Below are 25,461 nucleotides of genomic sequence, written 5' to 3' on the forward strand. Positions count from 1 at the left end.
CGCGCCGCGCAGCCCCGCCGCCGCGCCGACCAGCGCCAGCGCGGGCAGCGCCGCGCGGACCCGCCCGGGCGTCGGCCCGGCCGCGAACAGCGACGCCAGCACGTCGGAGGTGGCGAGCAGCCCGAACGCGGTGAACACCCCGGCCGCGAGGTTGCCGCCGAGCGCGACCGCCGTGTCGCGCCGGCTCGCCTCCCACGCCAGCCGGACCGCCGCCGCGACCAGCGCCGGAAACCGCCGCAGCATCGCCGGCAGACCGGCTTTCAGCAGTTCCTCGTCGCGGCTTTCCCAATAGGTGATTTCGAGCCCCGACCTGTCGTCGGCGAGGGCCGGGGAACGTCGGAACACAGGGCCAACCTAGATCATCGAATGTCGGCTGTAAATGCCTCGTTCCACGGCTGTGTTCGGCGCTGCCGCACCGGTGACAAATCACTGTCTGGACAGCCCGCTGATCATCTGCTCATAATGCGTCCGTTTGATCTGGGGGAGCCCGGCGCCACCCGATGCCGGCCCCCAGGCTCAGATCCCGAACGGCCGCCCGAACGGCGGCCAAGGAAGGAGCCCCCCATGTCCGTGCTCGCCCTGGAGCCCCGCGACGCCGGCGTCCTCGACCCGGAAGACCTCGACGTGGACTTCGAGATGGAACTGCTGGAACTGCTGCACGGCCCGCAGGCCTGCGTGAACACCTGCAAGCGCACGGTGTGCAGCAGCTACCCGTGCTGCCCCTCCATCGTCTGACCCTCACCGACGCACGCGGAAAGGCCATTGGCTCCCACCGGTGGCCTCTTCCGGTGCGTCCTCGCATTGCCGGGCCCGCACCGCGATCGAAGGGCGACAATGGAGCCATCGGTATTTCAGCGCATTTCCACAATCGCCCGCGAGCGCGGCAGGGAAATCCGGTCCGACGACACCTGGATCAGCGTCCGCGATCCCGGCTTCGACGCGCCCCGGCAGGGCTGGAAACTGCATGTCTCCGCGCGGCCCGGCACGTTCGCGGAGACGCTCGACCGCATCCTGCCGCTGCTGCTGGCCGCACCGTGCGATTTCAAGGCGGCGCGTTCCGTCGAGATGCTGCGCGAGCTCAACTCCGGCGACCTCGACGCGGCCTCCGTCGGCAAGGCCGTCACCGTCTACCCGCCGCAGGACGCGGTCGTCGGGCTGGGCCACGCTCTCGCGACCGCCCTCGCCGGCATGGCCGGGCCGCGCGTGGTCAGCGACCGCCGCGTCCGCCCCGACGCGCCCGTCTACTACCGCTACGCCCCGTTCGCCCCGCAGTACAAGGTGGACGACAACGGCGACTTCGAGCTGGTCGTCGTCGGCCCGGACGGCGAGGCCGAGCCCGGCGCGGCGGGCGTCGAGTTCGCCTGCCCGCCGTGGGCCGCCGACCCGTTCCGCCCGCCCGCCCCACCCGGCGCCGCCGCGGCCCGGGCCGCGAGCGTGGGAGCGCCGCGCGTCCGGACGATCGGGGGACGCTACCGGGTGACCACCGGGGTGATGCGCGGCCCGCGCGGCAACGTGTACCGGGCCGAGGACGCGGGCGGGCGGCCCGTCGTCGTCAAGGAGGCCCGCGCCTACGTCGGGGAGCACCCCGACGGCTACGACCTGCGGATGTACCTGCGCAACGAGCTGCGCGTCCTGACCGTCCTCGCCGGGGTCGACGGCGTCCCGGAGGCGCTCGACCACTTCCGGCACGGCGAGGACGAGTTCCTCGTGATGAGCGACGCCGGCGCCACCGACCTCAACCGGCACGTGGCCGAGCACGGCGCGCTCACCGGCGCCGAGCTCGCGGACCTGGCGTCCCGGCTGCTCGCGGTCCTCGACGCGGTACACGCGCGCGGCGTGGTCGTCCGCGACCTGTCGCCCAAGAACGTGGTGCTCGGCGAGGACGGCGGCTGCACGATCGTCGACTTCGGCACCAGCCGCCACGGCGACCTGCAGATGCCGGGGTGGAGCCGCGGCTTCAGCGTGCCCGACCAGCGCACCGGCCGCCCGTCCGAACCGGCGGACGACCTGTTCTCGCTCGGCGCGACGCTGTTCTTCGCGGCCACCGGCATGAACCCGGTCATCATCGACCCCGACCCGGAACGCGGCGTCGAGCGGACGCTGCAGTGCCTGGCGCGGATGTCCCCGGGAGGCGGCCCGGTCGCGCTCGTGCCGCGGCTGCTCAGCCCCGACCCGGACGTCCGGACGCGCGCCGCCGCCGAGATCCGCGCCGGGCGGCACGCGACCGCGAGGCCCGCCGCCCCGGTGCCCGTCCCGCGCCTGACCGGCGACCTGCTGTCGTCGGTCCGCGCGCACACCGTCCGCGAGTGCGTCCGGTTCGCCGAGCGGCTCATGGACGAGCCCGAGGACCGCCGGACGAGCCCGCCCGTCACCAACGTCTACGCCGGTTCGGCGGGCGTCGGGATGGAGCTGCTCCAGCATCCCGAGGGCAAAGCCGGGGGCACCGACCTCGCCCGCTGGACGGCCGCGAACCTGCCCGCCGCGAACCTGCCCGCCTCGCTCTACTTCGGGCTCACCGGCACGGCGATCTTCCTGGCCGCCGCCGGGGTCGCGATGCCCCGGCCCGTCCGCGCGTCCGGCGGCGAGCGCGCGGACCAGGCGCACGGCGTCGCCGGGATCGGCACCGGCCACCTGATCCTCGACGCCCTCGCCCCCGATCCGGCGAACGCGGCGACGGCCGCGGAGTGCGCGCGGCGGCTGCTGGCCGGCGACGTCGCCGCGCCGGACGCGGCGGTGTCGGTCGAGCAGCCCGGGTCCGGCGTCGCGGTTGACACCGCGTACGCGCACGGCGACGCGGGCGTCGCCGACTTCCTGCTGGCCTTCCACCGCGCCACCGGCGACGCCGCCGCAGGCACCGCCGCCCGCGACGCGTTCGCCGCCCTGGCCGAGCGGACGGAGGCGCTGATCGGCGAGCTGGAGGGACCGGCCGCGCGGCCGATGGGGGCGTCATGGTGCCAGGGCATGTCCGGCGTCGTCGGCGCGATGCTCCGCGCCGCCCGCGCCTATGACGACGCGCACTACCTCGACCTCGCCGAACGGGGCGCCCGCGCCTGCCTGGCGATCGCGCCGCGCGCGTGGGTGTCGTCCCAGTGCTGCGGCCTCGCGGGCATGGGGGAGGCGCTCATCGACGTCGCCCTGGCGACCGGCGACGACGCGTACTGGCGGGGCGCCGAGGAGGCCGAGGAGATCGTCGAGCTGATGCTCGTGCGCAGCGGCGGCGACCCCCGGCGGCCGGTCTTCCCCGGCAACGACCTCGACACCCAGGCGTTCACCTGGGGCACCGGCACCGCGGGCATCCTGTCGTTCCTGCGCCGCCTGGACGCCCGCTCCGGCCCGCGCCTCTGGACGTCCCCGGCGGTCTAGAAGGACGGGGCCTCCGGAACGGGCGGCTGGAACGTCAGCGAGTAGGTGAGCAGGCGGAGGCCGGGCACGGGGGACCAGTCCCGGTCCGGGGTGCGGACGAAGCCGAGCCGCTCGTACATGCGGTGCGCGGCCTCCATGTTCGCCTGCGTCGACAGCCGCAGCCCGGTCAGGCCGGCGGCGCGGGCGCGCGCCGCGCACTCGCCGACCAGGGCGCGTCCCGCGCCGGACCGGCGGGCCTTCGGCAGGACGGCGAGCATGCGGAACTCGGCCTCGTCCGGCCCCGCCAGCTCGGCGTACGGGCTGCCGGGCGGGCAGTAGGCGACGGCGCCCGCGACCTCCCCGGCGATCTCGGCGACGAGCAGCTGCGACTTGGCGGCCCGGTCGGCGGCGTCGCGGAGCTTCCCGACGTAGGAGGACTCGGGCGAGACCAGCCCGCCGTGCACGTACACCTCGACGGTCAGCTCGCCGATCAGGTCGTACTCGTGGGGGTGCGCGTCGCGGACGGTGACGGGCTGCATCGGGTGCTTTCTCCAGGCGGGGGAGCGTCGGTGCCGGATCATCGCGACCGGAAGGTCGCGACATATCAGGCTATCCGCATCCGGAAGGAGCGGCCGCCGGGCGGGCGTCCTAGTCGTTAGAGGGTTGACTACTAGCGGCCGGGCCGTGTTGATTGGCGGGTGTCGACGGCCCGCCGCACCCCCAGGAGGCGCCATGCCGGTCCCCCGCTCGATCCTCGGCACGCAGGACATCGGCGACCTCGCGTTCGAGGTCGTCGCCGGCGCGTGGCCCGCCGACGTCCGCGGCCACTTCGTCGTCAGCACCTCCGACCAGCGCACCCACCCCGTACACGCGTTCTTCGGCGACGGGATCATCGCCCGGCTGCCGCTCCGGCCGGACGCCGGCGGCCGGTTCCGCTGGCGCGCCCGGGTGATCGACACCCCGTCCGTCCGGCTCCGCCGCCGGCGCCCCGGCCTGTTCACCGCCGGGCCCGTCGGGACGAGCTCGCCGTGGGGGTTCGTGAACGCCGCCAACACCGCGCCGCTGCCGTGGGGCGACCGGCTGTTCGCCACCTGGGACGCCGGGCGGCCCGTCGAGGTCGACCCGGTCACGCTGGGGTTCGTCGCCGAGGTCGGCCACCGCGACGACTGGAGGCCCGCCATCGACCAGGCCGTGCTGCCGCTGGTCTCCACGTCCGCGCACCCGGTGGTCGACCCCGAGCGCGGCTGCCTGTGGACGGTCAGCCGCGACGTCATGACCGGCACCGTCTCGGTGATCCGGTACGCGGGGGAGGGGAGGCGGGTCGAGCGCTGGGAGGTCGCGGACGCCGTCCTGCCGCAGGCCACGCACACGATCACGCAGACCCGCGACTGGCTCGTGCTCGCCGACACCGCCTACAAGATCGACACCGACGAGGTGTTCGGCGCGGAGCGGACCGTCGCCAACAACCCCGACGGGCCCGTCCTGCTGATCCGCAAGGACGACCTGCGCCCCGGCGGCGGCACCGTCGCCTGCACGGAGTTCCGGATCGCGCCCGAGGTCAACCACTTCTACGCCAGGTACGACGACTCCGGCGGCGTGCAGGTCGTCATGGAGCACACGCCCGGCGTCGACATCGGCATGTACCTGCGCGAGGACGACCTCGACGCGTTCGGCCGGCCCGTCGACCCGGCGCTGCGCGGCATGTACTGCCACGGCATGACGCCCGCGCTCACCACCGTCCTTGTGTTCGACCCGGAGACCGGGAAGGTGACCGAGCGGGCCCGCGCGAGCGACCCGGCGCGCTGGTGGCAGGCCGAGCTTTCGGCCATCGACTGGAGCATCGAGGGGCAGACCGCCCCGACCCGGCACCACCTCGTCTACCTGGGCTTCCACCCCGAGGCGATCAACCAGCGGGCGCTGCGCAACTACACCGGCCGCATCGACGCCGACCTGTTCCCGCCGGAGGAGACCCCCGCCGTCCTGGTCACCCACGACCGCGACGACCTCAAGGCGCTCGCCGAGTGGACGTTCGCGCTGGACGACTACCCGACGTCGCCGTGCTTCGTCCCGCGCGGGCGCGGCGGCAGCCGGTACGCGGGCGCCGACCCCGGCGGCCATGACGGCTACCTCGTCGTCGCCGTCCACAACGACGACCGCTTCCGTATCGAGCTGTTCGACGCCGCCGACGTGGGGCGCGGCCCGCTCGCCGTGCTGGCGCCGCCGCCCGGCACCACCGTCCCGTTCCTCATCCACTCCGCGTGGATGCCGGAAGCCGTCCCGCCGCCCGAACTGGAGCGACTGAGCTTCGCCGACGACCTGGACACCCGCCTCGACCAGCTACCCCCCGACCTGCAGACCATCACCCGCGAGGTAGCCGCCGACCTGACCCGTTGAGCTAGGGCAACACGCCGCAGCTCAACGGAGGGCCGTGCAGGTCTGCTCGTCCGGGAGGAGAGGGCGCACGCGCACGGTGTAGGTCTTGCCCGCGCTGCGCCATGCGGTGCTCGGGCTCGTCGCGGGAACCTTGCCGGGCGCGGCGACCGTGCACACGGCGGCCCCGAACTGCGTCCCCTTGCCGAGCGGCGCCAGCGGCCAGGTGCGGACCGGGCCGTCCGCCACCGCGCCCTGCGACGCGAGCACGGCCACCTTGGACGGCTTGTACGGCCGGGGGCCGGACGTGAGGTCGCTCTTCGGCCACCGGGCGGGATCGAGCCGCGCCTGGAACTCCGTCGCCGGGTCCGGCCGGACCCCGGGCTCGGCGATCTCGCTGTGCGCGCCGTCCATGGTGAACTCCAGCACGATCGCATCCGAGACCTGCCCGGCGGGGACGGTGTGCGAGCGGCCGAGGCCGGCGGCGCGCGCCTCGCCCAGCAGGCGGTCGCGCGCCGCGGGCGTGAGCCGGTACTCGGTGACCTTAGCCTGGGACGCGACGAGCGCGCGGCCCGTCGAGTACAGCGAGAAGTCGGGCAGGCCGCCCGGGCCGCCGAGGCCCGCGATGCCGCCGGTCTTGCGCAACCGCAGGACGAGGTGCTCGCCGCGCGGGGACTCCTTCGCCGGCTTCGTGGCGGTCCCGGCGGGCGGCAGCGAGTGCGGCGGCTTCTCCACGCCCGAGGCCCCGCCGCAGGCCGCCAGCGCGCCCGCGCACGCGAGCGCGACGATCGAGCTGGTGCGTGTATGCGAACCGGCCATGCGCCTTGGACGCGCCGCCCCGCCCCCGGGTTCCCGCGAATACAAATCCGGCGCCGGAAGACTGTGGGAATCAGCGCCCGACCGGGCCCGTCCCGCGCGCTAGTGTGCCGGGCGTGAGTGTGCTCGTAGTGACCGGGACCTGCACGGGCGTCGGCAAGACGATCGTCACCGCGGCGCTGGCCGCCGTCGCCGCCGCGCGCGGCGCGTCCGTCGCCGTGGTCAAGCCCGGGCAGACCGGGATGGGCGGCGGCGAGCCCGGCGACCTCGACGAGGTGCGGCGGCTCGCCGGCGTCGAGGACCTGCACGAGTCCGCGCGCTTCCCCGACCCGCTGTCGCCCGCCGCCGCGGCCCGCCGCGCGGGCGTCCCGCCGGTCCGGCTGCCGGACGTCGCCAAGCACGTCCAGGAGCTCGCCGCGACCCGCCGGCTCGTGCTGGTGGAGGGCGCGGGCGGGCTGCTCGTCCGCTACGACGAGGAGGGCACCACCATCGCCGACCTGGCGCGCTGGCTCGGCGCCGCGGTCGTCGTGGCGACCCGCCCCGACCTCGGCACGCTCAACCACACGGCGCTGACGCTGGAGGCGATGGCGCACCGCGGCGTGCAGCTCGCCGGCGTGGTCATCGGCGCCTGGCCGGACGACCCCGACCTGGCGATGCGCAGCAACATCCGGGACCTGGAGACCATCGCGGCGCGGCCGCTGTCGGGCGCGCTGCCCGCCGGGGCGTCCGCCCTCGATCCCGCCGAGTTCCTGCTCGCCGCGCACCGCGGCCTGGCCCCGGCGTTCGGCGGCACCTTCGACCCCGCCGCCTTCCGCGAGGCCCACGCCCCCGAGGCGCCCTGAAGAAGGATCAGGAGTCGCGGCGCAGGCGGGTGATGAACTTGTACCGGTCGCCGCGGTACAGCGACTGCGCCCACTCGACGGGCTGGCCCGTCGTGTCGAAGGCGTGCCGCGACAGCAGCAGCATCGGCAGGCCGACGTCGACGCCGAGGAGCTGCGCGTCGTGCGGGGTTGCGAGGACCGTCTCGATCGTCTCCTCCGCCTCCGTCAGGTGGACGTCGTAGGCGGTCGCGAGGGTCTCGTACAGGGAGCGGTGCCGGGGCAGCTCGCGGCGCAGGCCGGGGAAGCGGCGGGCCGGCAGGTGGGAGGTGTCGACCGACATCGGCTCCCCGTCGGCGAGCCGGAGCCGGTGGACGCGCAGCACCCGCCCGCCCGGGCGGATGCACAGCAGCGCGGCGAGGCGCTCGTCGGCGCTGACGTACCCGGCGTCCAGGATGCGGGTCTCGGGGCGCAGCCCGTGGTGCCGCATGTCCTCGGTGTAGGAGACGAGCTGGAGCTCCTGCGACACCTTCGGCTTCGCGACGAACGTGCCCTTGCCCTGGATGCGCTGCAGGCGCCCCTCGACGACGAGCTCGGCGAGGGCCTGCCGGACGGTCGTCCGGGACGTCTCGTACTTCTCCGCCAGCGCGCGCTCGGGCGGCAGCGGGCTGCCCGGCGGCAGCGACTGGATGAGCTCGACGAGGAGTTCTTTGAGCTTGTAGTACTTCGGGATGCGCGGCGCCTGGTTGGTGTGGTGCTTACCCAGGTCGCCGAGCGCCGCCCGATCGAATCCGCGCTCGAATCCGTCCCCGTGCCGGGGCCCGCCCCTGACCTCCGTCACGGCATCTCCTCACGTTCATCATCGGTTTCCCCCGATGTTATGCGTGAAGACTACGGCCGGTAGAGCGCGCGATCTCCGCCAGGGCCGCCCGCAGCCTTGTGAGGTCCGACTCGTCGACCGTGGCGCGCGCGGTGAGCCGCAGGCACGCCCGGCCCTTCGGCACGGACGGCGGCCGGAAGCAGCCGACGCGCAGCCCGTGCTCAGCGCAGATCCCGGCGGCGCGGACCGCGTCGTCCGGTTCGCCGAGGAAGACGGGGACGACGGCGGCGGCCGGATCGGCGGTCTCCAGTCCGGAACCGGCCGCGAGGTTTGCCATCGCGCGGGCCGTGGCACGGGCCCGGCCCGGCAGGCCCGGGTCCGCCTCCAGGACGTCGAGCGCGGCGAGCGCGGCGCCGGCGGCGGGCGGGTTCAGGCCGGTGTCGAAGATGAACGAGCGGCCCGTGTCCAGCAGCGCCTGGATGACCTCCGGGGCGCCGAGGACGGCGCCGCCCTGCGAGGCGAGCGACTTCGACAGGGTGAGCGTGAGGATCACGTCGGGCTCACCGGCCAGCCCGGCGGCGTGCGCGGCGCCGCGCCCGCCGTCGCCGACGACGCCGAGCGCGTGCGCCTCGTCGACCACCAGCAGCGCGCCGTGCGCCCGGACGACCCGGTGCAGCTCCGCCAGCGGCGCGAGATCGCCGTCCACGGAGAACACCGCGTCGGTGACGACGATCGCGTGGTCTTCGTCACGTCCGGCGAGGGCCTGCTCGACGGCGCCGGCGTCCCGGTGCGGGACGATCGCGACGCGGGCCCGCGACAGCCGGCACGCGTCCACGATCGAGGCGTGGTTGACCTGGTCGGACACCACGAGCGCGCCGGGCCCGGCCAGCGCGGTGACGGCGCCGAGGTTGGCCAGGAAGCCGGAGGAGAACACCAGCCCGGCGGCGCTCCCGGTGAACGCGGCGAGCCGCCGGTCCAGCTCGGCGTGCAGCCCGGTCGTGCCGGTGACCAGCCGGGACCCGGACGACCCGGTGCCCCACGCGCGCGCGGCGGCGACCGCGCCCTCCACCAGCCGGGGGTCGCGGGACAGGCCGAGGTAGTCGTTGGACGCGAGGTCGGCCAGGCCGTCGTGGTCGGCGCCGCGGGGGCGCAGCGTGCGCCGCAGGCCCGCCTCCGCGCGCCGGGCGGCGGCGTCCCGGAGCCGGGCGAGGGGGTCGTCGGTCATGCCCGAATCCTGCCAGGTGGCGGGCGGCGGGGACGGCGCCGGGGCACCAGAACGGATGGGCGATGATGGTCGTGTGCCTACCTTGACCGATCTGGTCCGCGACCACACCGACCTCACCGAGACCGATGTGGAGTGGCTGCACGCGCTGGTGTCGGACTGGCAGCTCCTCGCCGACCTGTCGTTCGCCGACCTGCTGCTGTGGGTGCCGCTGCGGTCCGGCGCGGCGGTCCCCGCCGACGGGCCGGGCGCCCGCGGCGGGCGGCGCGGCGGCGGCACGATCGACACCGGCGCGGCCGTGCAGGGCTGGGTCGCGATCGCGCAGATGCGGCCGACGACCGGCCCGACCGCCTACCCCGAGGACCTCGTCGGCAAGGTCGTCCGGACGGGCCGGCGCGGGCTGATCGACGTGGCGTGGCGGGAGCGGCGGATCGTCCGGGAGGGCGACCCGGAGTGGGGCAGCGGCATCCCGGTCCGGGAGGAGTCGATCCCGGTGCGCCGCGGCGCCAAGATCCTCGGGGTGATCCAGCGCAGCACGAACCTCAGCTCGGCGCGGACCCCGTCCCGGCTGGAGCTGACCTACCTGCAGAGCGCCAGCGACCTCGCGAAGATGATCTCCGAGGGGCGGTTCCCGGTGCCGGGCGAGGAGCCGAACATGGTCCGCTCGCCGCGCGTCGGCGACGGGCTGATGCGCCTCGACCGCGCCGGCGGCGTCACCTACGCCAGCCCGAACGCCCAGTCCGCCTACCGGCGCCTCGGCTTCCCCGCCGACCTGGTCGGCGAGTCGCTCGGCAAGGTCACCGCCGACCTGTGCGACACCGGCGAGCCGCTGGAGGAGGCGCTCAGCGTCGTGCTCAGCGGCCGCGCGCCGCGCGAGGTGGAGGTCGAGGCGAACGGCTCGGTCATGCAGCTGCGCACGATCCCGCTGGTCGTCGGCGGCACCCGGATCGGCGCGATCGTGCTGTGCCGGGACGTCACCGAGCTGCGCTGGCGCGACCGGGAGCTGATGACCAAGGACGCCACCATCCGGGAGATCCACCACCGGGTGAAGAACAACCTGCAGACCGTCGCGGCGCTGCTGCGGCTGCAGGCGCGCCGGCTGCGGATCCCGGAGGGGCGGGCGGCGCTGGACGAGGCGGTCCGCCGCGTCGGGTCGATCGCGATCGTGCACGAGACCCTGTCGCACACCCCGGACGAGCTGATCGACTTCGACGACATCGCGGACCGGGTGATCATGATGGCGGGGGAGGTGTCCACGCCGGAGACCAAGGTCGCCCCGAAGCGGACCGGCAGCTTCGGGGTGCTGCCCGCGGAGGTCGCGACGCCGCTGGCGATGGCGCTCACCGAGCTGCTGCAGAACGCGCTGGAGCACGGCCTCGCCAACCGGTTCGGCACGCTGGAGGTCGTCGCGCACCGCTACGGCGAGGGCGACCCGCCGCGCGAACCGGCGGGCGTGCCGGTGTGGGGGGAGTGGCCCGGCTCCGACGCGCACGACCCGCGCGTCGGGAAGGAGGCGCCCGCCGGCCGCGGGCCCGCCGCCGGGCCGCGGCTCGTCACGATCGTCTCCGATGACGGGGTGGGCCTGCCCCCGGACTTCGACGTGGAGAGCAGCAACAGCCTCGGCCTGCAGATCGTCCGCACGCTGATCGTCGGGGAGCTGGGCGGCAGCCTCGACTTCCGCGACCGTCCGGGCGGCGGCACCGAGGTCATCGTGGACGTCCCGATCGACCACAGCAACCGGCTCCACGGGCCCCGCTCGGCCGCCCAGCCCTAGGGACCGGCCCTGAAGACACAGTGACCGGCCCTGAAAACACCGAGTGCCCGCCGCCTGGGGTCAGGCTGCGGGCACGTCGAAGTGCGGTGCGGGCGGCGCCGGGGTTTCCGGCCCTGGGGGTTCGGAGGCGGCGCCGCTCGTCGGGTGGGACGCTCAGAGACCGGCGTTCGCGCGGGCGCGGGCACGGGAGGCGCGGCGCTTGAGGGCGCGGCGCTCGTCCTCGCCCATCCCGCCCCAGACGCCCGAGTCCTGGCCGGACTCCAGCGCCCAGCGCAGGCAGGCGTCGGTGACGTCGCAGCGCCGGCATACCTGCTTGGCCTCTTCGATCTGCAGGATCGCGGGCCCGGTGTTGCCGATCGGGAAGAACAGCTCGGGGTCCACGTCACGGCAGGCAGCGCGGTGGCGCCAGTCCATGCGGTCCACTCCTTCGTCAGGTGGTGTGAGACACTCCACGTTTGTGAACGGTTTCACATGTCGCGAACGCCCGGAGCGGCGGTGGCCGGCGATCCGAGGGTGATTGTTCCGCGGCGCTGCGATCAGGAGGCGGACGACGTTGGGGCCCCTGTCGGCTGGCGCACTTTGAGCGTGTCAGCCGGGCGCGGGCAGACGCAAGACCTTTGAGAAAGGATTCTCAAAGTATGGGTGTCGCATGTGTCACACCTGTGGGTCGGGCGTGTTACTTGGCTCTCAGCATGGCGTGACGGCGGTCTCAGATGAGGATGCGGACCGCCTTCGGCACCGAGCGGAACGTCACACTGCGCTGTTCTCCCAGGTAGTCGCCGTCCAGCTGGAATGCGACCGGACGGTCCGCGCGCAGCGTGACCTCCGTCGCGTCGTGCACGTTCACCACGTCGCGTCCCTGCACCGGACGGGTCCGCACCAGCATCATCTGCGCGAGCGCGCCCAGGACCGGGCCGGCGGCCAGCGTGCGCATCCCGAACACGTCCAGCCCGCGCGCGAAGTTCGACCTCGGACTGGGATTCACCGGCAGCCGTCCCATGAAAGTCCACGGCGCGGTATTGGAGACGAACGCGAGGAACAGGCCCGCTTTCGGCGGGCGTCCCGGCACTTCCAGAGTCAGGGCCGGATGGCGCCGATCCGTGCCCGCGAAGAAATGGCGGATCGCGGCCCGCACGTAGAGTGACGGATCGGCCTTCGCGCCCGCGCCGCGGCGGCGTTCCACCTCCCGGACGACCTCCGCGTCCAGCCCCACGCCCGCGTTGAAGGTGAAATAGCGCTCCACGCCGTCCGGCAGGCACGCCGTGCCGAGCCCGACCGTCCGGTACCGCCCGGCGCGCAGCGCCTCCAGCACCGCCCGGGTCGCGCCGGCCGGGTCGTTCGGCAGCCCGAGCGCGCGGGCGAACACGTTCGCGCTCCCCGACGGCAGCACCGCCAGCGCGGGCAGGTCCGGCGACGGGCCGTTCGCGAGCAGGCCGTTCACCGTCTCGTTGACGGTGCCGTCGCCGCCCAGCGCGATCACCGCGTCGTAGCCCTCGTCGGCGGCCCGGCGGGCGAGCTCGGTCGCGTGCCCGCGGTGGGCGGTCTCGGCGATCTCGAGGTCGAGATCGCCGGTGAAGGCCCGGACGAGGAGGTCGCGGGCCCGCCGGGAGGTCGAGGTCGCCTTGGGGTTGGCGATGAGCATGGCGCGCACGGCGCCAGCGTATCGAGCGTTTCCCGTGCGTTTCCCCACGCATCGGCCGCGGCGGCGGGCGAGTAGGGTTTCGTTGTGACCGATCGTCCCATCACCGTGCGGGCCGCCGCCGCCCTGGAGGGCGCGGAGGGCCTCGGCGCCGTCGCGTTCGGCGTCTACACCGGCGTCGAGACCGCCTCGGGCGCCGCCGTCGACCCGGTGAGCGCGATCGGCGTGACCGTGCTCGCCCTCGCCGGCGGCCTCGGCATGCTCGCCTGCGCCCGCGGCCTGCTGCGCGGCGCCCAGGGCAGCCGCGCCCCGACGGTCCTGACCCAGCTGTTCGCGCTGCCCGTCGCCTGGTCGCTGTGGCAGAGCGACCGGCCCGGGATCGCCGTGCCGATGGGCGTCGTCGCCGTGCTCGCGCTGGTCGCGGTGCTGAGCCCGGCGAGCACCGCCTGGCTCGTCCATGATCACGATGAGGACGAGGAGGACGCCGCGTCCGGCGGCCCGTCCAGCGGTGCGAAGGCCGCGCCGCGCGCCGCGGAGCCGCGCGCCAAGGACGACCGGTCCCTCGGGCAGAAGCTCATGGACCGCCTGAAGGAGCAGCCGGCCAAGGACGCGCCCGCCAAGGGGACGTCCGCGAAGAACTGACCGGCGGCCGGCCGCGGGCCGGGAACGCTGGGAATGCCGGAAAAGCCGGGAACGCCGAGGGGCCCCAGGGGAGACACGTCCCCGGGGCCCCTCGGCGTTCGGCGTCACTCGTCGGCGGTGAGGCCCTCGCGCAGCTGCGCGAGCGTGCGGGCCAGCAGCCGCGACACGTGCATCTGGGAGATGCCGAGCTCCGCCGCGATCTGCGACTGCGTCATGTTCCCGAAGAACCGCAGCAGGAGGATCTTCTTCTCCCGGGCGGGCAGCTTCTCCAGCAGCGGCTTGAGCGATTCGCGGTACTCCACGCCCTCCAGCGACTCGTCGATCATGCCGAGCGAGTCCGCCACGGCGGGCGCGTCCTCGTCGCCGGAGTCGGGCGCGTCGAGGGACACCGTGGAGTAGGCGTTCGCCGACTCCAGGCCCTCCAGCACCTCCTCCTCGCTCATCTGCAGGTGGGCGGCCAGCTCGCTGACCGTCGGCGCCCGGCCCTCGCGCTGCGCGAGGTCGCTGATCGCCTTGGTCAGCGACAGCTTCAGCTCCTGGAGCCGGCGGGGCACCCGCACCGCCCAGCCCTTGTCGCGGAAGTGCCGCTTGATCTCCCCGACGATCGTGGGCGTGGCGTAGGTGGAGAACTCGACGCCGCGCTCCAGGTCGAACCGGTCGATCGACTTGATCAGCCCGATGGTGGCGACCTGGATCAGGTCGTCCAGCCACTCGCCGCGGTTGCGGAAGCGGCGGGCCAGGTACTCCACCAGGGGCAGGTGCAGCTCGACGAGCTGGTCGCGGATGCGCTGCCGCTCCGGGTCGCCCTCGGGCAGCTCGGCGAGGCGCTCGAACAGCGCGCGGGCCCGCGCGCGGTCCGGTACGCCGCTCTCGGACCGCTCGTTGCTCGCGCCGGCGATGGTCGTCTTCTCTGTCACGGGGCCCCCGCCGTACCGCGCCGCTTCTGCAGCGTCACGGTCACCCGGTCGTCGGAGCCGATCTGCGCGTCGACCTCGCCGGCCAGCGACGACAGCACCGTCCACGCGAAGGTGTCGCGGCTCGGCTCCTGGCCGTCCACGGTGATCACCGACACCGAGATGCGCATCGCCTCCCCGGTCAGCTCGAACTCGCACGACAGGTCCGTCCCGGGGACGGCCTGGGAGAGCAGCATCGCGCACGCCTCGTCGACCGCGATGCGCAGGTCCTCTATCTCGTCCAGCGTGAAGTCCAGCCTGGCGGCCAGCCCCGCGGTCGCGGTTCTGAGCACGGACAGGTAGGCGCTCGCGGCGGGCAGCTTCACTGTCACCACGTCGCGCACGGACAACTGTGTACTGGCAGGCATGGCAGCGGTTTCCTCGGTCACGTCACTCCCTCGCAGGATGGTCCCGCTGCTTCCGAAACTACCGCCTGCGGAGCCCACTGCGAGACTTCGGCGCGCACAGGTTTCGACCGGTTGTCCGAGTATTGACTAAATGACTTGGTCCCTGGGGGGCTCGCCGGCGGCGCGCGGCGGGGGCGTCGCGGCCGGGACGCGGCGGGCCGGAAGCGGCGGCAGGAGCGCGCCGGGATGGCCGATCACCTCGGCGGCCAGCCGGGCGCCCGCCCCGGCGGCCGCGCGCCGGTCCGTCCCGGCCAGCCGGGCCGCCAGATAGGCGCCGTTGAATGCGTCACCCGCCGACGTGGTGTCCACCACGTCGACGTCCGGGACGGCCGGGACCGCCTCCATCGAGCCGCGGTCGGCGATCACGCAGCCCTGGGCGCCGAGCTTGACGACGATCTCCGGCACGCCCGCGTCGCGGAGCCGCTCGACGCAGTCCCGGGCGGACGCGTCGCCGTGGACGAGGCGGTCGTCGTCCAGGGACGGCAGCGCGATCGAGGTGTGCGCCAGGATCGCGCCGGCGGCCCGTGCCGCCGCGCTGGGGGACGGCCAGCCGCTCGGCCGGTGGTTGCCGTCGTAGGCGACGAGACCGCCGCGCCGGCGGGTCTCCGCCAGCACCTCCGCCAGCCGGGCCCGGGCCGGCTCCGCCATGATCGACAGGGTGATCCCGGACAGGTAGACCAGGTCGTGGCCGGCGATCGCGTCGTCGATCGCGGCGGGCTGGTCCGGGCCGAACAGGTCGCGGGCGGGCGATTCGCTCCGGTAGTGCTGGAACGTCCGCTCGCCCTGCTCGTCGGTGCGGATCAGGTAGAGGCCCGCGCGGCCGCCGGGACGCACCCGCGCGTACCGGTCGCCGACGCCGTGGGCGTGCCAGGCCGCGCGCATCTCGGTGCTGTATGGATCGTCGCCGGTGACCGTGACGAACTGCACGTCCACCGTTCCGGGGGCGGCGCTGCGGGCCAGGTAGGCGGCGGTGTTGAAGACGTCCCCGGCGTAGCCGAGGGCGAGCCGGTCCGGCGCCAGATGCCGCAGTTCGATCATGCATTCGCCGATGAGGGCGACCCGGGGAACGTTCACGGGCAGCACGATACATCTAGACAACAAGTCATCTGATGACCAGACTTCTGGCCGTGCGCAGAAGATCCCCCTGGCGCGGCCTCGCCGCCGGCGTTCTCACCCTGGCCCTGTCCACGACGACCTTCACCGCCCCCGCCCGTGCCGCCGCGACCGCCGTCCAGGCGTGCGCCGGCACCCCGACCCCGTCCTTCCAGGGCTCGGCGCCCGACGCCGGCCTGAACACCCTGTTCGCCCGCTACGGAAACGACAACCGCCGGACCGATGACTGGACCGGCGCGGACGGCACCTTCTCCACCACCCTGCCCGGCGGGAAGGTGGCGTTCGTCTTCTCCGACACCTTCCTCGGCAAGGTCAACGACGACGGCGGCCGCTCGCCGGTCGTCGAGGAGGGCGGCACCACCCCGTTCCTCAACAACTCGTTCGTGGTCAAGTCCGGCGATCGGCTGAGCACCGTACACGGCGGCACCCGGGAGCAGCCGAAGGCCGTGATGCCGCCGCGCGACGGCAAGCACTGGTACTGGGCCGGCGACGCGATCACCGCGGGCGGCAAGGTCCAGGTCACCTACCAGGAGTACGAGCGGTTCGGGCCCGGCATCTGGGACTGGCGCTGGCTCCGCAACGTCGTCGCGAAGTTCCGGCCCGACCGGCTGTCCGAGCCCGTCAGCGTGACCGCGATCCCGTCGTCCAAGGGGATCTCCTGGGCGTCCTGGCTGGAGCGGCGGGACGGCATGATCTACGTGTACGGCGTCGAGGACCTCGGCGACACCAAGTACATGCACCTGGCCCGCGTCCGCGGCGCCGACCTCACCGAGCCGTGGGAGTTCTACGCGGGCGACGGCACCTGGTCGCGGAACGAGGCCGACTCCGCGCGGATCATGGACGGCGTCGCCAACGAGTACAGCGTCACCCGCATGGGCCGCGCCTACATGCTCATCACCCAGGACACCACCGAGAAGTTCAACACCAACATCGTCGCGTACTTCTCCTGCTCGCCGCAGGGACCGTTCACCGGCAAGACCACCGTCTACTCGACGCCCGAGACCGGCGCGAACGGCAGCTACCACAACCCGAACGTCTTCACCTACAACGCGCACGCCCACCCGGAGCTGAGCCGCCCCGGCAGCCTCGTCGTCTCCTACAACGTCAACAGCTTCGTCAACACCGACCACTACAAGGACGTCACCATCTACCGGCCCCGCTTCGTCGACCTGAAGTTCGGCTGACCGATGGCGTACCGACGGCACCGCCCGGCCCGCAACTGGGGCGCGCGCCTGCACGAGATCACCTGGTTCGGGATGCGCGCCGTCGTGCTGGAGAACGAGCTGCTGCGCGTCACCGTCCTCGCGGACAAGGGCGGTGACGTCGCGGAGTTCTGCTACAAGCCGCGCGACATGGACTTCGTCTGGCTCGCCCCGGACGGGATCCGCAACCCGCGCGACGTGGCGGGCGGCGCGGGCGACGACGTGGCGGCGTTCCTCGACCACTACGAGGGCGGCTGGCAGGAGGTGCTGCCCAACGGCGGCGAGCCGAGCACCTACCGCGGCGCCGCGCTGGCGCAGCACGGCGAGGTCGCCGGGCTGCCCTGGGACGTCGAGATCGCGGCCGACGACCCGTCCGAGGTCGCGGTGCGGCTCACCGTGCGGGCGCGGCGGATGCCGCTGCGCGTGGTGAAGACGTTCCGGCTCGTGTCCGGCGAGGCGGAGCTGCGCGTCGACGAGGAGCTGACCAACGAGTCGGACGTCGCGCTGGAGGTGATGTGGGGCCACCACATCGTGTTCGGCGCGCCGTTCCTGCGTCCCGGCCACCGGATCCGGTTCCCGGACGGGGCGACCGCCGGCCCCGGGCTGGCGGTCGTCCCCGAGCGCGGCGCGCCGAGCGACATCCACTACCTGTCCGGGTTCCAGGACGGCCGTTACGAGATCATCGACCCGGACGCGGCCCTCGGCCTGCGGGTCCGGTGGGACGCCGCCGTCCTGCCGGACCTGTGGCTGTGGCGCGAGCTCGGCGCGTCCCGCGAGGCGCCCTGGTGGGGCCGCGCGTACGTGGTGGGGCTCGAACCGTTCGCCGGACGGCCGACCGAGGGCCTCGCCGAGGCGGTCCGCAACGGGTCGGCGCTCGCCCTGCGGCCGCGCGAGACCAGGCCGCTGTGGCTGCGCGCGGCCGTGATCGAGGGGGAGGAAGCGCGATGAAGGAGTTCGCCGGCAAGGTCGCCGTGGTCACCGGGGGGTCGCTCGGCATCGGCCGGGCGGTCGTGCGGCGGCTCGCGGAGGACGGCGCCGCGGTCGTGTTCTGCGGCATCGACGAGGACGGCGTCCGCGCCACCGAGGCGGAGCTGTGCGACGCCGGCCTGGACGTGACCGGCGTCGTCGCCGACGTCACCGACGCCGGGCAGATGCGCGCCCTCGTCCGCCGCGCCGTCGACGCGCACGGCGGGCTCGACACCGTCGTCACCTGCGCCGGGATCCAGCGGTACGGGACCGTCGAGGACACCGCCGAGGAGCTGTGGGACGAGGTCCTGGACGTCAACCTCAAGGGCGTCTTCCTGGTCTGCAAGGCGGCCGTCCCGGAACTGCGGCGGCGCGGCGGCGGCACGATCGTCACGGTGTCGTCGGTGCAGGCGTTCGCGTCGCAGGACCGGGTCGCCGCCTACACCGCGAGCAAGTCCGCGATCAACGGGCTCACCCGCGCGATGGCGCTGGACCACGCCGCCGACGGGATCCGCGCCAACGTCGTGTGCCCCGGCTCCGTCGACACCCCGATGCTGCGCTGGGCCGCCGACCTGTTCCGCGGCGACACCAGCCAGGACGACCAGGTCGCCGAGTGGGGCCGGGCGCACCCGCTGGGCCGCGTCGCGCGGGCGGAGGAGGTCGCCGAGGTGGTGGCGTTCCTCGCCGGGCCGCGCTCCTCGTTCATCACCGGGGCCGAGCACCGCGTGGACGGCGGCCTGCTCGCCCGCAACCCCGCCGCACTCCCGGAGGTCTGAATGCCCGACGCCCGCGTCTTCTTCGACGGCCTGTTCAGCAGCCCGCGCCTCGACCACCCCGAGTGCGTGGCGGTCCATCCCGACGGCAGCGTCTGGTGCGGCGGGGAGGCCGGCCAGATCTTCCGCGTCGACCCGGCGGGCGAGAGCGTCGAGCAGGTCGCCACCACCCACGGGTTCGTGCTCGGCATCGCGTTCGACGCGTCCGCCGCGCACCTGTACATCTGCGACATCAAGCATCCCGGCGTGTTCCGCCTCGAGCTGGCGTCGGGCGAGGTGTCGCTGTTCGCCGACGGCGCGGACGGCCACCGCTTCGCCAACCCGAACTACCCGGTGATCGACGCGGCGGGCCGGATCTACGTCTCCGACAGCCGGCAGATCGACGCCCCCGGGCCCTCGGTGTTCCGCTACGCGCCGGACGGCACCGGCGAGGTCTGGGACGAGCGTCCGATGGCGTTCGCCAACGGCCTCGCGCTGGCGCCGGACGAGTCGGCCCTGTACGTCGCCGAGTCGTTCCTGCCCGGCGTGACCCGCGTCGAGATCCGGCCGGACGGCACCGCGGGCGACCGTACGACGGTCGCCGAGCTGCCCGGCACCGTCCCCGACGGCATCGCGTTCGGCCCCGACGGCCTGCTCTACGTCGGCCTCTACGAGCCCAGCGAGGTGCTGCGGCTCACCCCGGACGGGCGGCCGGAGACGGTCGTCCGCGACCCCACCGCCCACGTCCTCTGCCACCCGACCAACCTGGCGTTCCGGGACACCACGGCCTTCGTGGCGAACCTGGGCCGCTGGCACATCAGCGCGTTCGACCTCTAGCCGTTATCGGAACCAGGAGCGAATGTGAGCATCCGCTGTCCAGATAGCCGTCGCTTGCGCGGCGGCGGTCCCGGTCTCACCCGCGTGGTGCGCGGTGCCGGGTTCCTGCTTCGCGGGCGGTCGCCCGGCGGGGCCGGGTCTCACATCGCCTCCACAGGCGTTTCGTCTCTCCGCCCCACTGGCGGCGAGGTTTCGCAGGTTGATCGCGGCGTTGACGTCCCGGCCGAGCACCAGGCCGCACGCGTCGCACCGGAAGGTCCGCTCGGACAGCGACAGGCTTGGCTTTCGCCCGCCGCACCCCGAGCAGGTCTTGGACGAGGGGAACCAGCGGTCGGCCACGACGAGACGGCCGCCGTTCCACCCGGTCTTGTAATCGAGCATCCGCCGCACGGCCCCGAAGCCCTGGTCGGCGACGGCGCCGGCCAGCCGCCGGTTGGCCAGCATGCCGGTGACGTTGAGGTCTTCCACGACGACGGTTTCATAGCGGGCGGCCAGGGTGCTGGTGGCCTTGTGCAGCGCGTCGGCGCGGACGGCGGCGACGCGGGCATGATGCCGCGCGAGCCGCTTGGCGGCCTTGGCGCGGTTGGCCGAGCCGCGCTGTGCACGGGCGTGCGCCTTGCCGAGCCGCTGCAGTTTCCGCAACCCGGCCCGCAACGCCTTCGGCCCGCCGACCTCGATCTCAGCGCCATGATCGTCGACGCCGGTCAGCAGTGTCGTGACGCCCAAGTCGACACCCACGATGGTGCCCGGCCGGGCATGCCGTCCGAGAACGTTGCGGTCGACCTGCACGGTGAACGAGACGAACCAGCGGTGCGCGGTCCGCGACACCGTGGCCGACAGGATCCGCGCCGTCCCGTTCTCCAGTCGCCGGGCGAGTTTGCGGGTGGACTCGTGCGTGGCGATCGTTCCCAGCCGCGGCAAGGTCACCGTCCGGCCACTACAGCGCATCACGCCCGAACCGAACCGGAACGAGTCACGGCACCGGCCCCGCTTCTTGAACCGGGGAAACCCCGGGCGCCGCCCCTTCCGAAGACCCTTACGAGCCCGGACGAACCCGCGCAGGGCCCGGTCCAGGTCCCGGAAGGCCTCCTGATGCACGCACTTGGAGTGCTCGCCCCACCAGCCCAGGCCAGGGTCGGTCTTCTTCACCCGGTTCCACAGCCGGTGCAACTCCACACCCGACCACCACTTGCCCTCGGCGTCGTACCGGTCCCGGCAGGCCGCCAGGCCCCAGTTCCATGCGAACCGCGCCGCCCCCGCATGCGACCACAATCCCCGCTCCTGCCGAGGGCTCGGGTCCAGCGCGAACCGGTACGCCTGCGTCACCAACACAATCCGCACGGTAGCCGGGGCCCCTGACAAAACCCGAGCAACGCGAGGCTCGGGCGCTGCACGCCCACACAGATGCGCACGTTGATGCACCTCCCGCTCACCAGTCCCGAACCCCCAGGAAGGTCCGCATGCGTCTTCTCATTCGTGCGGCTGTGGCCTCGACGCTGGCCGCCACCGCTCTGGTCGCCCCCTCGGCCGCCGCTCGCGCCGCGGCGCTCACCTGTGGTGGGAGCGCCGCGCCGACGTTCGGCACGGCGACGCCCGACACCTCGCTGAACACGCAGTTCACCTCGTACGGCAACGGCAACGCGCTGCTGGACGACTGGACCGGCGGCGACAGCACCTACTCGGTGAAGCTGCCGGACGGCCGGACGGTCTTCGGCTTCTCCGACACCTTCCTCGGCAAGGTCAACGCGGACGGGTCCCGGCCGATGACGGTCGCCGACGGCGGCACGACCCCGTTCGTCAACAACACGTTCGTCGTGCGGTCGGCGGGCGGCGCGCTGACCGGGACCGCGCACGGCGGCACCGCCGCGAACCCGACGGCCCTGCTGCCGCCGCGCGACGCGTCGCACGTCTACTGGGCGGGCGACATGACGATGAACGGGAGCGAGATCCAGCAGCCGTACCGCGAGTACAAGGTCGGGTCCGGCGACCTGAACGTGACCTGGGACGCCAACGTCCTCGCGCGGTTCTCGACGAGCGACCTCACCCGGCCGACGTCGGTCACGTCGCTGCCGTCCGGCAGCGGCGTCATGTGGGGGTCGGCGCTGCTCCGCGACGGCGGCTACACCTACGTCTACGGCACCGAGGACCTCGGCGCGGACGGCAAGCACATGTACGTCGCGCGGGTCGCGGGCACCGACCTGCGCGGGACGTGGAGCTACCTGGCGGCGGGCGGCACCTGGTCGGCGTCGGAGTCGGCGGCGGTGGAGGTGCTGGGCGGCGTGTCCAACGAGTTCAGCGTGAGCAAGCGCGGGAACTTCTACATCCTGCTCACGCAGGACACCAAGAACGCGTTCAGCGCGCAGATCGACACGTACCTGTCGTGCTCGCCAGCAGGGCCGTTCACCGACGAGAAGACGGTGTACAACACGCCCGAGGGCGGGCCGTACGGGTCGTACGGCGACGCAGACGTCTACACCTACAACGCGCACGCGCACGCCTCGCTCACGACGGCGAACAAGCTCGTGGTGTCGTACAACGTCAACAGCCTCGACACGACCGCGGGGCCGACGAGGGACGTGTACCGCGACGTGAGCATCTACCGTCCGCGCTTCGTCGACGTCCCCGTGACGGGGTGACCGGGGTGGATCCCGAACTGTCCGAGGCGCTCGCAGGGATGCCGTACGTGAGCCTGGCCGACCCGGTCAAGGCGCGGGCCGCGATGCGGGAGCTGTCGGCGACGCTGTCGGGGGAGCCGGCGGCCGCGCCGGGAGTGGACGTCGCCGACCGGACGATCCCCGGCGGTGTGCCGGTGCGCGTGTACCGGCCGGAACGTCCGGCGGGGCCCGTGCTGGTGTACTTCCACGGCGGCGGCTTCGTCACCGGCGACCTGGGCAACGAGCACCACCGCTGCCTGGACTTCGCGGCCGGGCTCGGCATCGTCCTGGTGTCGGTGGACTACCGTCTCGCGCCCGAGCATCCGTTCCCCGCGCCGTTCGAGGACGCCTGGGCCGCGACGGTCTGGACCCACGAGAACGCGGCCGACCTCGGCGCCGATCCCGGCCGGGTGGCGGTCGGCGGCGGCAGCGCGGGCGGCGGCCTGGCGGCGGCGGTGGCGCTGCGGGCGCGCGACGAGGGCGGGCCGCCGCTCGCCTTCCAGCTGCTGCTCTACCCGGTGCTCGACGACCGCATGGACACCGCGTCGATGCGGGCCTACACCGAGCCGCCGCTGTTCAACCGGGGCGAGGTGGAGCAGATGTGGCGCCACTACCTCGGCCCGGAGCGCGGGAAGCCCGGCTGGGAGACGCCCGTGTACGCCGCCCCGGCCCGCGCGCGGGACCTGTCCGGGCTGCCGCCCGCATACGTGCTGGCGGCCGAAGCCGACCCGCTGCGCGACGAGGACCTCGTGTACGCGCGTCGGTTGATCGAGGCGGGCGTGCCGGTGGAGCTGCGGCACGTGCCGGGCGCCTACCACGGGTTCGACGGCGTCCTCTCGGCGGCGGTGGCGCGCCGGGCGCGGGCCGAGCAGCACGCCGCGCTGCGCGAGGCGTTCCGTCCCGACCCTGGACAGCCCGGCACATCAAGTGATTAGATGACTTGACTTCTTCGAGGAGTGAACGAGGTAACGATGACCAAGGATGTGGCCCGGCCCAGCCTCTCCGACGCGCTCACCGAGCGCGTCCTGGAGCTGATCCGCGCCGGCGGGCTGCGTCCCGGCGACCGGCTCCCCTCGGCGCGGGAGCTGTCCGAGCGCTTCGCGGTGACCACCCCCACGCTCCGCGAGGCGCTCCGCCGGCTCGAGGCGACCGGCGCCGTCCAGATGCGGCACGGCTCCGGCATCTACGTCGGCGCCGACCTCGAACGGGTCGTCATCCCGAACCCCAACGTCCGGCCGCTGCAGGGCGACCAGCTCCTCCAGCTGCTGGACGCCCGGCTGCTCATCGAGCCCCCGCTGGCCGCGATGGCCGCCCGCCGCGCCGAGCCCGGCGACCTGGAGCGGCTGCGCACCGTCCTGGACCACGCGGGCCGGCACCTGGAGGGCGAGGACGTCGAGCTGGACGCGGCGAACATGTCCTTCCACCGGGCCGCCGCCCACGCGTCCGGCAACGCCGTGCTCGGCGAGGTCATCGACTCGCTGCTGTCGGTGCACGGCGCCGAGCAGCGGGAGATACTGCGGATCTTCGACGACCGGCGCCGCGACCACGACGACCACCGGGCCATTCTCGGCGCCATCGAGGCCGGGGAGGCCGAACGCGCCGAGGAACTGATGCGCGCGCACCTGCGCGACGTCACGAAGGTCATCGCGTCCCGGCTCGCCTGACCGGCCGCCCGCCGCTCGCCTGACCGCTCTCCGGACCGCCCGCCCGAGCGCCCGCCCGACCCCCCGACCGCCCACGACCCACCGTCCGTCACCGGCCGCCCGCGCCCGCGCAGGGCCGGCGGTTCCCTTCAGCACACCCAGAACACCCTCAGCCGACCTCCAACCACCCCACGAACCAGGGAGGCCCCCATGCCGTCGATGCGCATGCGCACGACCGCCGTCCTCGCGGCGGCCGCGGCGCTCGCCGCGGTCGCGGGCTGCGCCTCGGGCAACGACTCGGGAGGGTCGAAGTCCGGGCTCAGGCTCTACAACGACAAGGGCGCGTGGAAGCCCTTCTTCGAGCAGATGAGCGCGCTGGGCAAGCAGCAGACCGGGCTGGACATGACGCCCGTCGGGTACACCGACGAGCCCACCTACACCGCGTTCATCAAGTCCTCGTTCCGCACCAAGGTCAAGCCGGACCTGTTCACCTGGCAGACCGGCGGACGCCTCCAGGAGATCGTCGAGCAGAACCAGGTCGCCGAGACCACGTCGATCTGGCAGGACGCCATCAAGAGCGGCGACCTCACCCAGGACCTCGCCAAGTACTACACGGTCGGCGGCAAGCAGTACTGCGTGCCGCTCAACACCGGGTACTGGGGCATGTTCTACAGCAAGAAGATCTTCGCGAAGTACGGCCTCACGCCGCCGAGCACCTGGGCCGACCTGATGAAGATCGCCCAGACGCTGAAGAGCAAGGGCCAGGTCCCGTTCAACCAGACGACGCCGACCTCGCTGTTCTCCTTCGCCTGGTTCGAGCAGCTGCTCGCCGGCACCGACCCCGACCTCTACGAGCGGCTGTCCACCGGGCAGGCGTCCTACACCGACCCCGGCGTGGTGAAGGTGATGGAGCAGTGGAAGTCGATGATCGACGCCGGCTACTTCTCCAACCCCGGCGACAAGGCCGACCCCGCCGACCACTTCAAGGCCGGCGACGCCGCCATGGTCATCAGCGGCACCTGGTTCAACACCAGCATGACCCAGCGCGGCCTCAAGCTCGGCACCGACTACGGGTTCTTCCTCATCCCGAACGTCCAGCCGTCGCTGCCGAAGCGGTCGCTGATCTTCGAGAGCGGGCCGCTGTGCTCGCTGCGCAAGGCCCCCGACGCCGCCGCCAGCACCAAGTACCTGAAGTGGTGGGTGACCCCCGCCGCGCAGGAGAAGTGGGCCAACGCGCGCGGCGACGTGTCCGGAAACCCCAAGGTCAAGATCGCCGACCCGGAGCTGGACAAGGTCACCAAGGAGGCGGCGAGCGGCCAGAACCGGCTCGTGCTCCGCTACTTCGAGGCAGCGCCCGCGCCCGTCCTGACGGCCGCGCTCAGCGGGTTCGACGGCTTCCTCAGCAAGCCCGGCTCGTACATGAGCGTCCTCAAGGACATCCAGAAGGCCAACGAGGACTACTGGAAGAACCACAAGGCCGGAAGCTGAACC

The 25,461-nt window shown here is 73.4% G+C and carries 24 protein-coding genes and 1 pseudogene; 14 read left to right on the forward strand and 11 right to left on the reverse strand.

What is annotated here, in order from left to right; all coding sequences use genetic code 11:
• Window positions 1-345, reverse strand: a pseudogene (locus F9B16_RS19165) (ABC transporter ATP-binding protein); the annotation flags it as partial.
• A gap of 219 nt (window positions 346-564) precedes the next feature.
• Between F9B16_RS19165 and F9B16_RS50965 the strand changes: the two are divergent.
• Both F9B16_RS50965 and lanL read left to right on the forward strand, forming a co-directional pair.
• Window positions 565-735: a hypothetical protein gene (locus tag F9B16_RS50965; RefSeq protein WP_192808868.1), complete on the forward strand. Its 171-nt coding sequence runs from the start codon at window positions 565-567 to the stop codon at window positions 733-735.
• Window positions 736-834: 99 nt separating this feature from the next.
• Window positions 835-3,363 (forward strand): class IV lanthionine synthetase LanL, encoded by a 2,529-nt coding sequence (gene lanL, locus F9B16_RS19170; RefSeq protein WP_151541462.1) that lies wholly within the window; start codon window positions 835-837, stop codon window positions 3,361-3,363.
• On the opposite strand, the gene F9B16_RS19175 is transcribed toward lanL, so the two are convergent.
• Entirely contained in the window at window positions 3,360-3,881 is a 522-nt protein-coding gene (locus tag F9B16_RS19175) for a GNAT family N-acetyltransferase (protein WP_151541463.1), read from the reverse strand. The genes lanL and F9B16_RS19175 overlap by 4 nt on opposite strands.
• 193 nt (window positions 3,882-4,074) lie before the next feature.
• Between F9B16_RS19175 and F9B16_RS19180 the strand changes: the two genes are divergently transcribed.
• Window positions 4,075-5,736, forward strand: coding sequence for a carotenoid oxygenase family protein (locus tag F9B16_RS19180; RefSeq protein WP_151541464.1), 1,662 nt, complete (start codon window positions 4,075-4,077; stop codon window positions 5,734-5,736).
• 21 nt (window positions 5,737-5,757) lie between these two features.
• Here F9B16_RS19180 and F9B16_RS19185 read toward each other — a convergent pair whose 3' ends face one another.
• On the reverse strand, window positions 5,758-6,531 hold the full coding sequence (locus F9B16_RS19185; RefSeq protein ID WP_151541465.1) for a hypothetical protein: 774 nt from the start codon (window positions 6,529-6,531) through the stop codon (window positions 5,758-5,760).
• A 113-nt stretch (window positions 6,532-6,644) separates the two neighbouring features.
• On the opposite strand from F9B16_RS19185, the gene bioD reads away from it, so the two are divergent.
• On the forward strand, window positions 6,645-7,370 hold the full coding sequence (bioD, locus tag F9B16_RS19190) for a dethiobiotin synthase (RefSeq protein WP_192808869.1): 726 nt from the start codon (window positions 6,645-6,647) through the stop codon (window positions 7,368-7,370).
• 7 nt (window positions 7,371-7,377) lie between these two features.
• On the opposite strand, the gene F9B16_RS19195 is transcribed toward bioD, so the two are convergent.
• The gene (locus tag F9B16_RS19195; protein ID WP_404800505.1) at window positions 7,378-8,187 is read right to left on the reverse strand and encodes a GntR family transcriptional regulator; all 810 of its coding nucleotides are present in this window, start codon (window positions 8,185-8,187) and stop codon (window positions 7,378-7,380) included.
• Between the two features lie 37 nt (window positions 8,188-8,224).
• Window positions 8,225-9,391 carry an 8-amino-7-oxononanoate synthase gene (locus F9B16_RS19200; RefSeq protein WP_151541466.1) on the reverse strand — a complete coding sequence of 389 codons (1,167 nt, stop codon included), beginning with the start codon at window positions 9,389-9,391 and terminating at the stop codon, window positions 8,225-8,227.
• A 73-nt stretch (window positions 9,392-9,464) separates the two neighbouring features.
• Here F9B16_RS19200 and F9B16_RS19205 point away from each other — a divergent pair, with 73 nt between their 5' ends.
• Window positions 9,465-11,162, forward strand: a complete 1,698-nt coding sequence (locus F9B16_RS19205) for a sensor histidine kinase (protein WP_151541467.1) — start codon at window positions 9,465-9,467, stop codon at window positions 11,160-11,162.
• A 153-nt stretch (window positions 11,163-11,315) separates the two neighbouring features.
• On the opposite strand, the gene F9B16_RS19210 is transcribed toward F9B16_RS19205, so the two are convergent.
• A complete protein-coding gene (locus tag F9B16_RS19210) occupies window positions 11,316-11,576 on the reverse strand; it encodes a WhiB family transcriptional regulator (protein ID WP_151541468.1) in 261 nt (86 codons plus the stop codon).
• A gap of 295 nt (window positions 11,577-11,871) precedes the next feature.
• Window positions 11,872-12,813 carry a diacylglycerol/lipid kinase family protein gene (locus tag F9B16_RS19215; protein ID WP_151541469.1) on the reverse strand — a complete coding sequence of 314 codons (942 nt, stop codon included), beginning with the start codon at window positions 12,811-12,813 and terminating at the stop codon, window positions 11,872-11,874.
• A gap of 75 nt (window positions 12,814-12,888) precedes the next feature.
• On the opposite strand from F9B16_RS19215, the gene F9B16_RS19220 reads away from it, so the two are divergent.
• A complete protein-coding gene (locus F9B16_RS19220; RefSeq protein ID WP_225991763.1) occupies window positions 12,889-13,443 on the forward strand; it encodes a hypothetical protein in 555 nt (184 codons plus the stop codon).
• A gap of 104 nt (window positions 13,444-13,547) precedes the next feature.
• On the opposite strand, the gene F9B16_RS19225 is transcribed toward F9B16_RS19220, so the two are convergent.
• The 3 genes from F9B16_RS19225 to F9B16_RS19235 all read right to left on the reverse strand — a co-directional run bounded on the left by F9B16_RS19225 (window position 13,548) and on the right by F9B16_RS19235 (window position 15,877).
• Entirely contained in the window at window positions 13,548-14,360 is an 813-nt protein-coding gene (locus F9B16_RS19225; protein WP_190852562.1) for an RNA polymerase sigma factor SigF, read from the reverse strand.
• Complete coding sequence (locus F9B16_RS19230) at window positions 14,357-14,785, reverse strand: ATP-binding protein (RefSeq protein WP_151541470.1); 429 nt, start codon at window positions 14,783-14,785, stop codon at window positions 14,357-14,359. Before F9B16_RS19230 ends, F9B16_RS19225 begins: the two co-directional genes overlap by 4 nt.
• Before the next feature lie 105 nt (window positions 14,786-14,890).
• Window positions 14,891-15,877 (reverse strand): sugar kinase, encoded by a 987-nt coding sequence (locus F9B16_RS19235; RefSeq protein WP_225991764.1) that lies wholly within the window; start codon window positions 15,875-15,877, stop codon window positions 14,891-14,893.
• Window positions 15,878-15,912: 35 nt separating this feature from the next.
• Here F9B16_RS19235 and F9B16_RS19240 point away from each other — a divergent pair, with 35 nt between their 5' ends.
• From F9B16_RS19240 to F9B16_RS19255, 4 genes are read left to right on the forward strand one after another with little or no spacing between them, the layout of a single operon-like run.
• A complete protein-coding gene (locus F9B16_RS19240) occupies window positions 15,913-17,100 on the forward strand; it encodes a DUF5005 domain-containing protein (RefSeq protein WP_151541471.1) in 1,188 nt (395 codons plus the stop codon).
• A 3-nt stretch (window positions 17,101-17,103) separates the two neighbouring features.
• Window positions 17,104-18,066 carry a DUF4432 family protein gene (locus tag F9B16_RS19245; RefSeq protein WP_151541472.1) on the forward strand — a complete coding sequence of 321 codons (963 nt, stop codon included), beginning with the start codon at window positions 17,104-17,106 and terminating at the stop codon, window positions 18,064-18,066.
• Window positions 18,063-18,860 carry an SDR family NAD(P)-dependent oxidoreductase gene (locus F9B16_RS19250; protein WP_151541473.1) on the forward strand — a complete coding sequence of 266 codons (798 nt, stop codon included), beginning with the start codon at window positions 18,063-18,065 and terminating at the stop codon, window positions 18,858-18,860. Before F9B16_RS19245 ends, F9B16_RS19250 begins: the two co-directional genes overlap by 4 nt.
• Window positions 18,861-19,673 (forward strand): SMP-30/gluconolactonase/LRE family protein, encoded by an 813-nt coding sequence (locus tag F9B16_RS19255; RefSeq protein WP_151541474.1) that lies wholly within the window; start codon window positions 18,861-18,863, stop codon window positions 19,671-19,673.
• A gap of 3 nt (window positions 19,674-19,676) precedes the next feature.
• Here the strand turns inward: F9B16_RS19255 and tnpB are convergent, their stop codons facing one another.
• A complete protein-coding gene (gene tnpB, locus F9B16_RS19260; protein WP_151541475.1) occupies window positions 19,677-21,005 on the reverse strand; it encodes an IS607 family element RNA-guided endonuclease TnpB in 1,329 nt (442 codons plus the stop codon).
• A gap of 128 nt (window positions 21,006-21,133) precedes the next feature.
• Here tnpB and F9B16_RS19265 point away from each other — a divergent pair, with 128 nt between their 5' ends.
• From F9B16_RS19265 to F9B16_RS19280, 4 genes are all read left to right on the forward strand, one after another.
• Complete coding sequence (locus F9B16_RS19265; protein WP_151541476.1) at window positions 21,134-22,309, forward strand: DUF5005 domain-containing protein; 1,176 nt, start codon at window positions 21,134-21,136, stop codon at window positions 22,307-22,309.
• 5 nt (window positions 22,310-22,314) lie between these two features.
• Entirely contained in the window at window positions 22,315-23,262 is a 948-nt protein-coding gene (locus F9B16_RS19270) for an alpha/beta hydrolase (RefSeq protein WP_225991765.1), read from the forward strand.
• Window positions 23,263-23,298: 36 nt separating this feature from the next.
• A complete protein-coding gene (locus F9B16_RS19275) occupies window positions 23,299-23,991 on the forward strand; it encodes a FadR/GntR family transcriptional regulator (RefSeq protein ID WP_151541477.1) in 693 nt (230 codons plus the stop codon).
• A gap of 189 nt (window positions 23,992-24,180) precedes the next feature.
• Window positions 24,181-25,458, forward strand: coding sequence for an ABC transporter substrate-binding protein (locus F9B16_RS19280; RefSeq protein WP_151541478.1), 1,278 nt, complete (start codon window positions 24,181-24,183; stop codon window positions 25,456-25,458).
• The last annotated feature ends 3 nt before the right edge of the window (window positions 25,459-25,461 follow it).

This window comes from Actinomadura montaniterrae (assembly GCF_008923365.1).
GTDB classification, from domain to species: Bacteria; Actinomycetota; Actinomycetes; order Streptosporangiales; family Streptosporangiaceae; genus Spirillospora; species Spirillospora montaniterrae.

Coding starts and splice junctions, on each gene's coding strand:
- F9B16_RS19175 (WP_151541463.1), bottom strand. CDS start 3,881: ATGCAGCCCGTCACCGTCCGCGACGCGCACCCCCACGAGTACGACCTG.
- lanL (WP_151541462.1), top strand. CDS start 835: ATGGAGCCATCGGTATTTCAGCGCATTTCCACAATCGCCCGCGAGCGC.
- F9B16_RS19180 (WP_151541464.1), top strand. CDS start 4,075: ATGCCGGTCCCCCGCTCGATCCTCGGCACGCAGGACATCGGCGACCTC.
- F9B16_RS19250 (WP_151541473.1), top strand. CDS start 18,063: ATGAAGGAGTTCGCCGGCAAGGTCGCCGTGGTCACCGGGGGGTCGCTC.
- F9B16_RS19280 (WP_151541478.1), top strand. CDS start 24,181: ATGCCGTCGATGCGCATGCGCACGACCGCCGTCCTCGCGGCGGCCGCG.
- F9B16_RS19255 (WP_151541474.1), top strand. CDS start 18,861: ATGCCCGACGCCCGCGTCTTCTTCGACGGCCTGTTCAGCAGCCCGCGC.
- F9B16_RS19200 (WP_151541466.1), bottom strand. CDS start 9,391: ATGACCGACGACCCCCTCGCCCGGCTCCGGGACGCCGCCGCCCGGCGC.
- F9B16_RS19275 (WP_151541477.1), top strand. CDS start 23,299: ATGACCAAGGATGTGGCCCGGCCCAGCCTCTCCGACGCGCTCACCGAG.
- F9B16_RS19265 (WP_151541476.1), top strand. CDS start 21,134: ATGCGTCTTCTCATTCGTGCGGCTGTGGCCTCGACGCTGGCCGCCACC.
- F9B16_RS19245 (WP_151541472.1), top strand. CDS start 17,104: ATGGCGTACCGACGGCACCGCCCGGCCCGCAACTGGGGCGCGCGCCTG.
- F9B16_RS19185 (WP_151541465.1), bottom strand. CDS start 6,531: ATGGCCGGTTCGCATACACGCACCAGCTCGATCGTCGCGCTCGCGTGC.
- F9B16_RS19210 (WP_151541468.1), bottom strand. CDS start 11,576: ATGGACTGGCGCCACCGCGCTGCCTGCCGTGACGTGGACCCCGAGCTG.
- F9B16_RS19240 (WP_151541471.1), top strand. CDS start 15,913: ATGACCAGACTTCTGGCCGTGCGCAGAAGATCCCCCTGGCGCGGCCTC.
- F9B16_RS50965 (WP_192808868.1), top strand. CDS start 565: ATGTCCGTGCTCGCCCTGGAGCCCCGCGACGCCGGCGTCCTCGACCCG.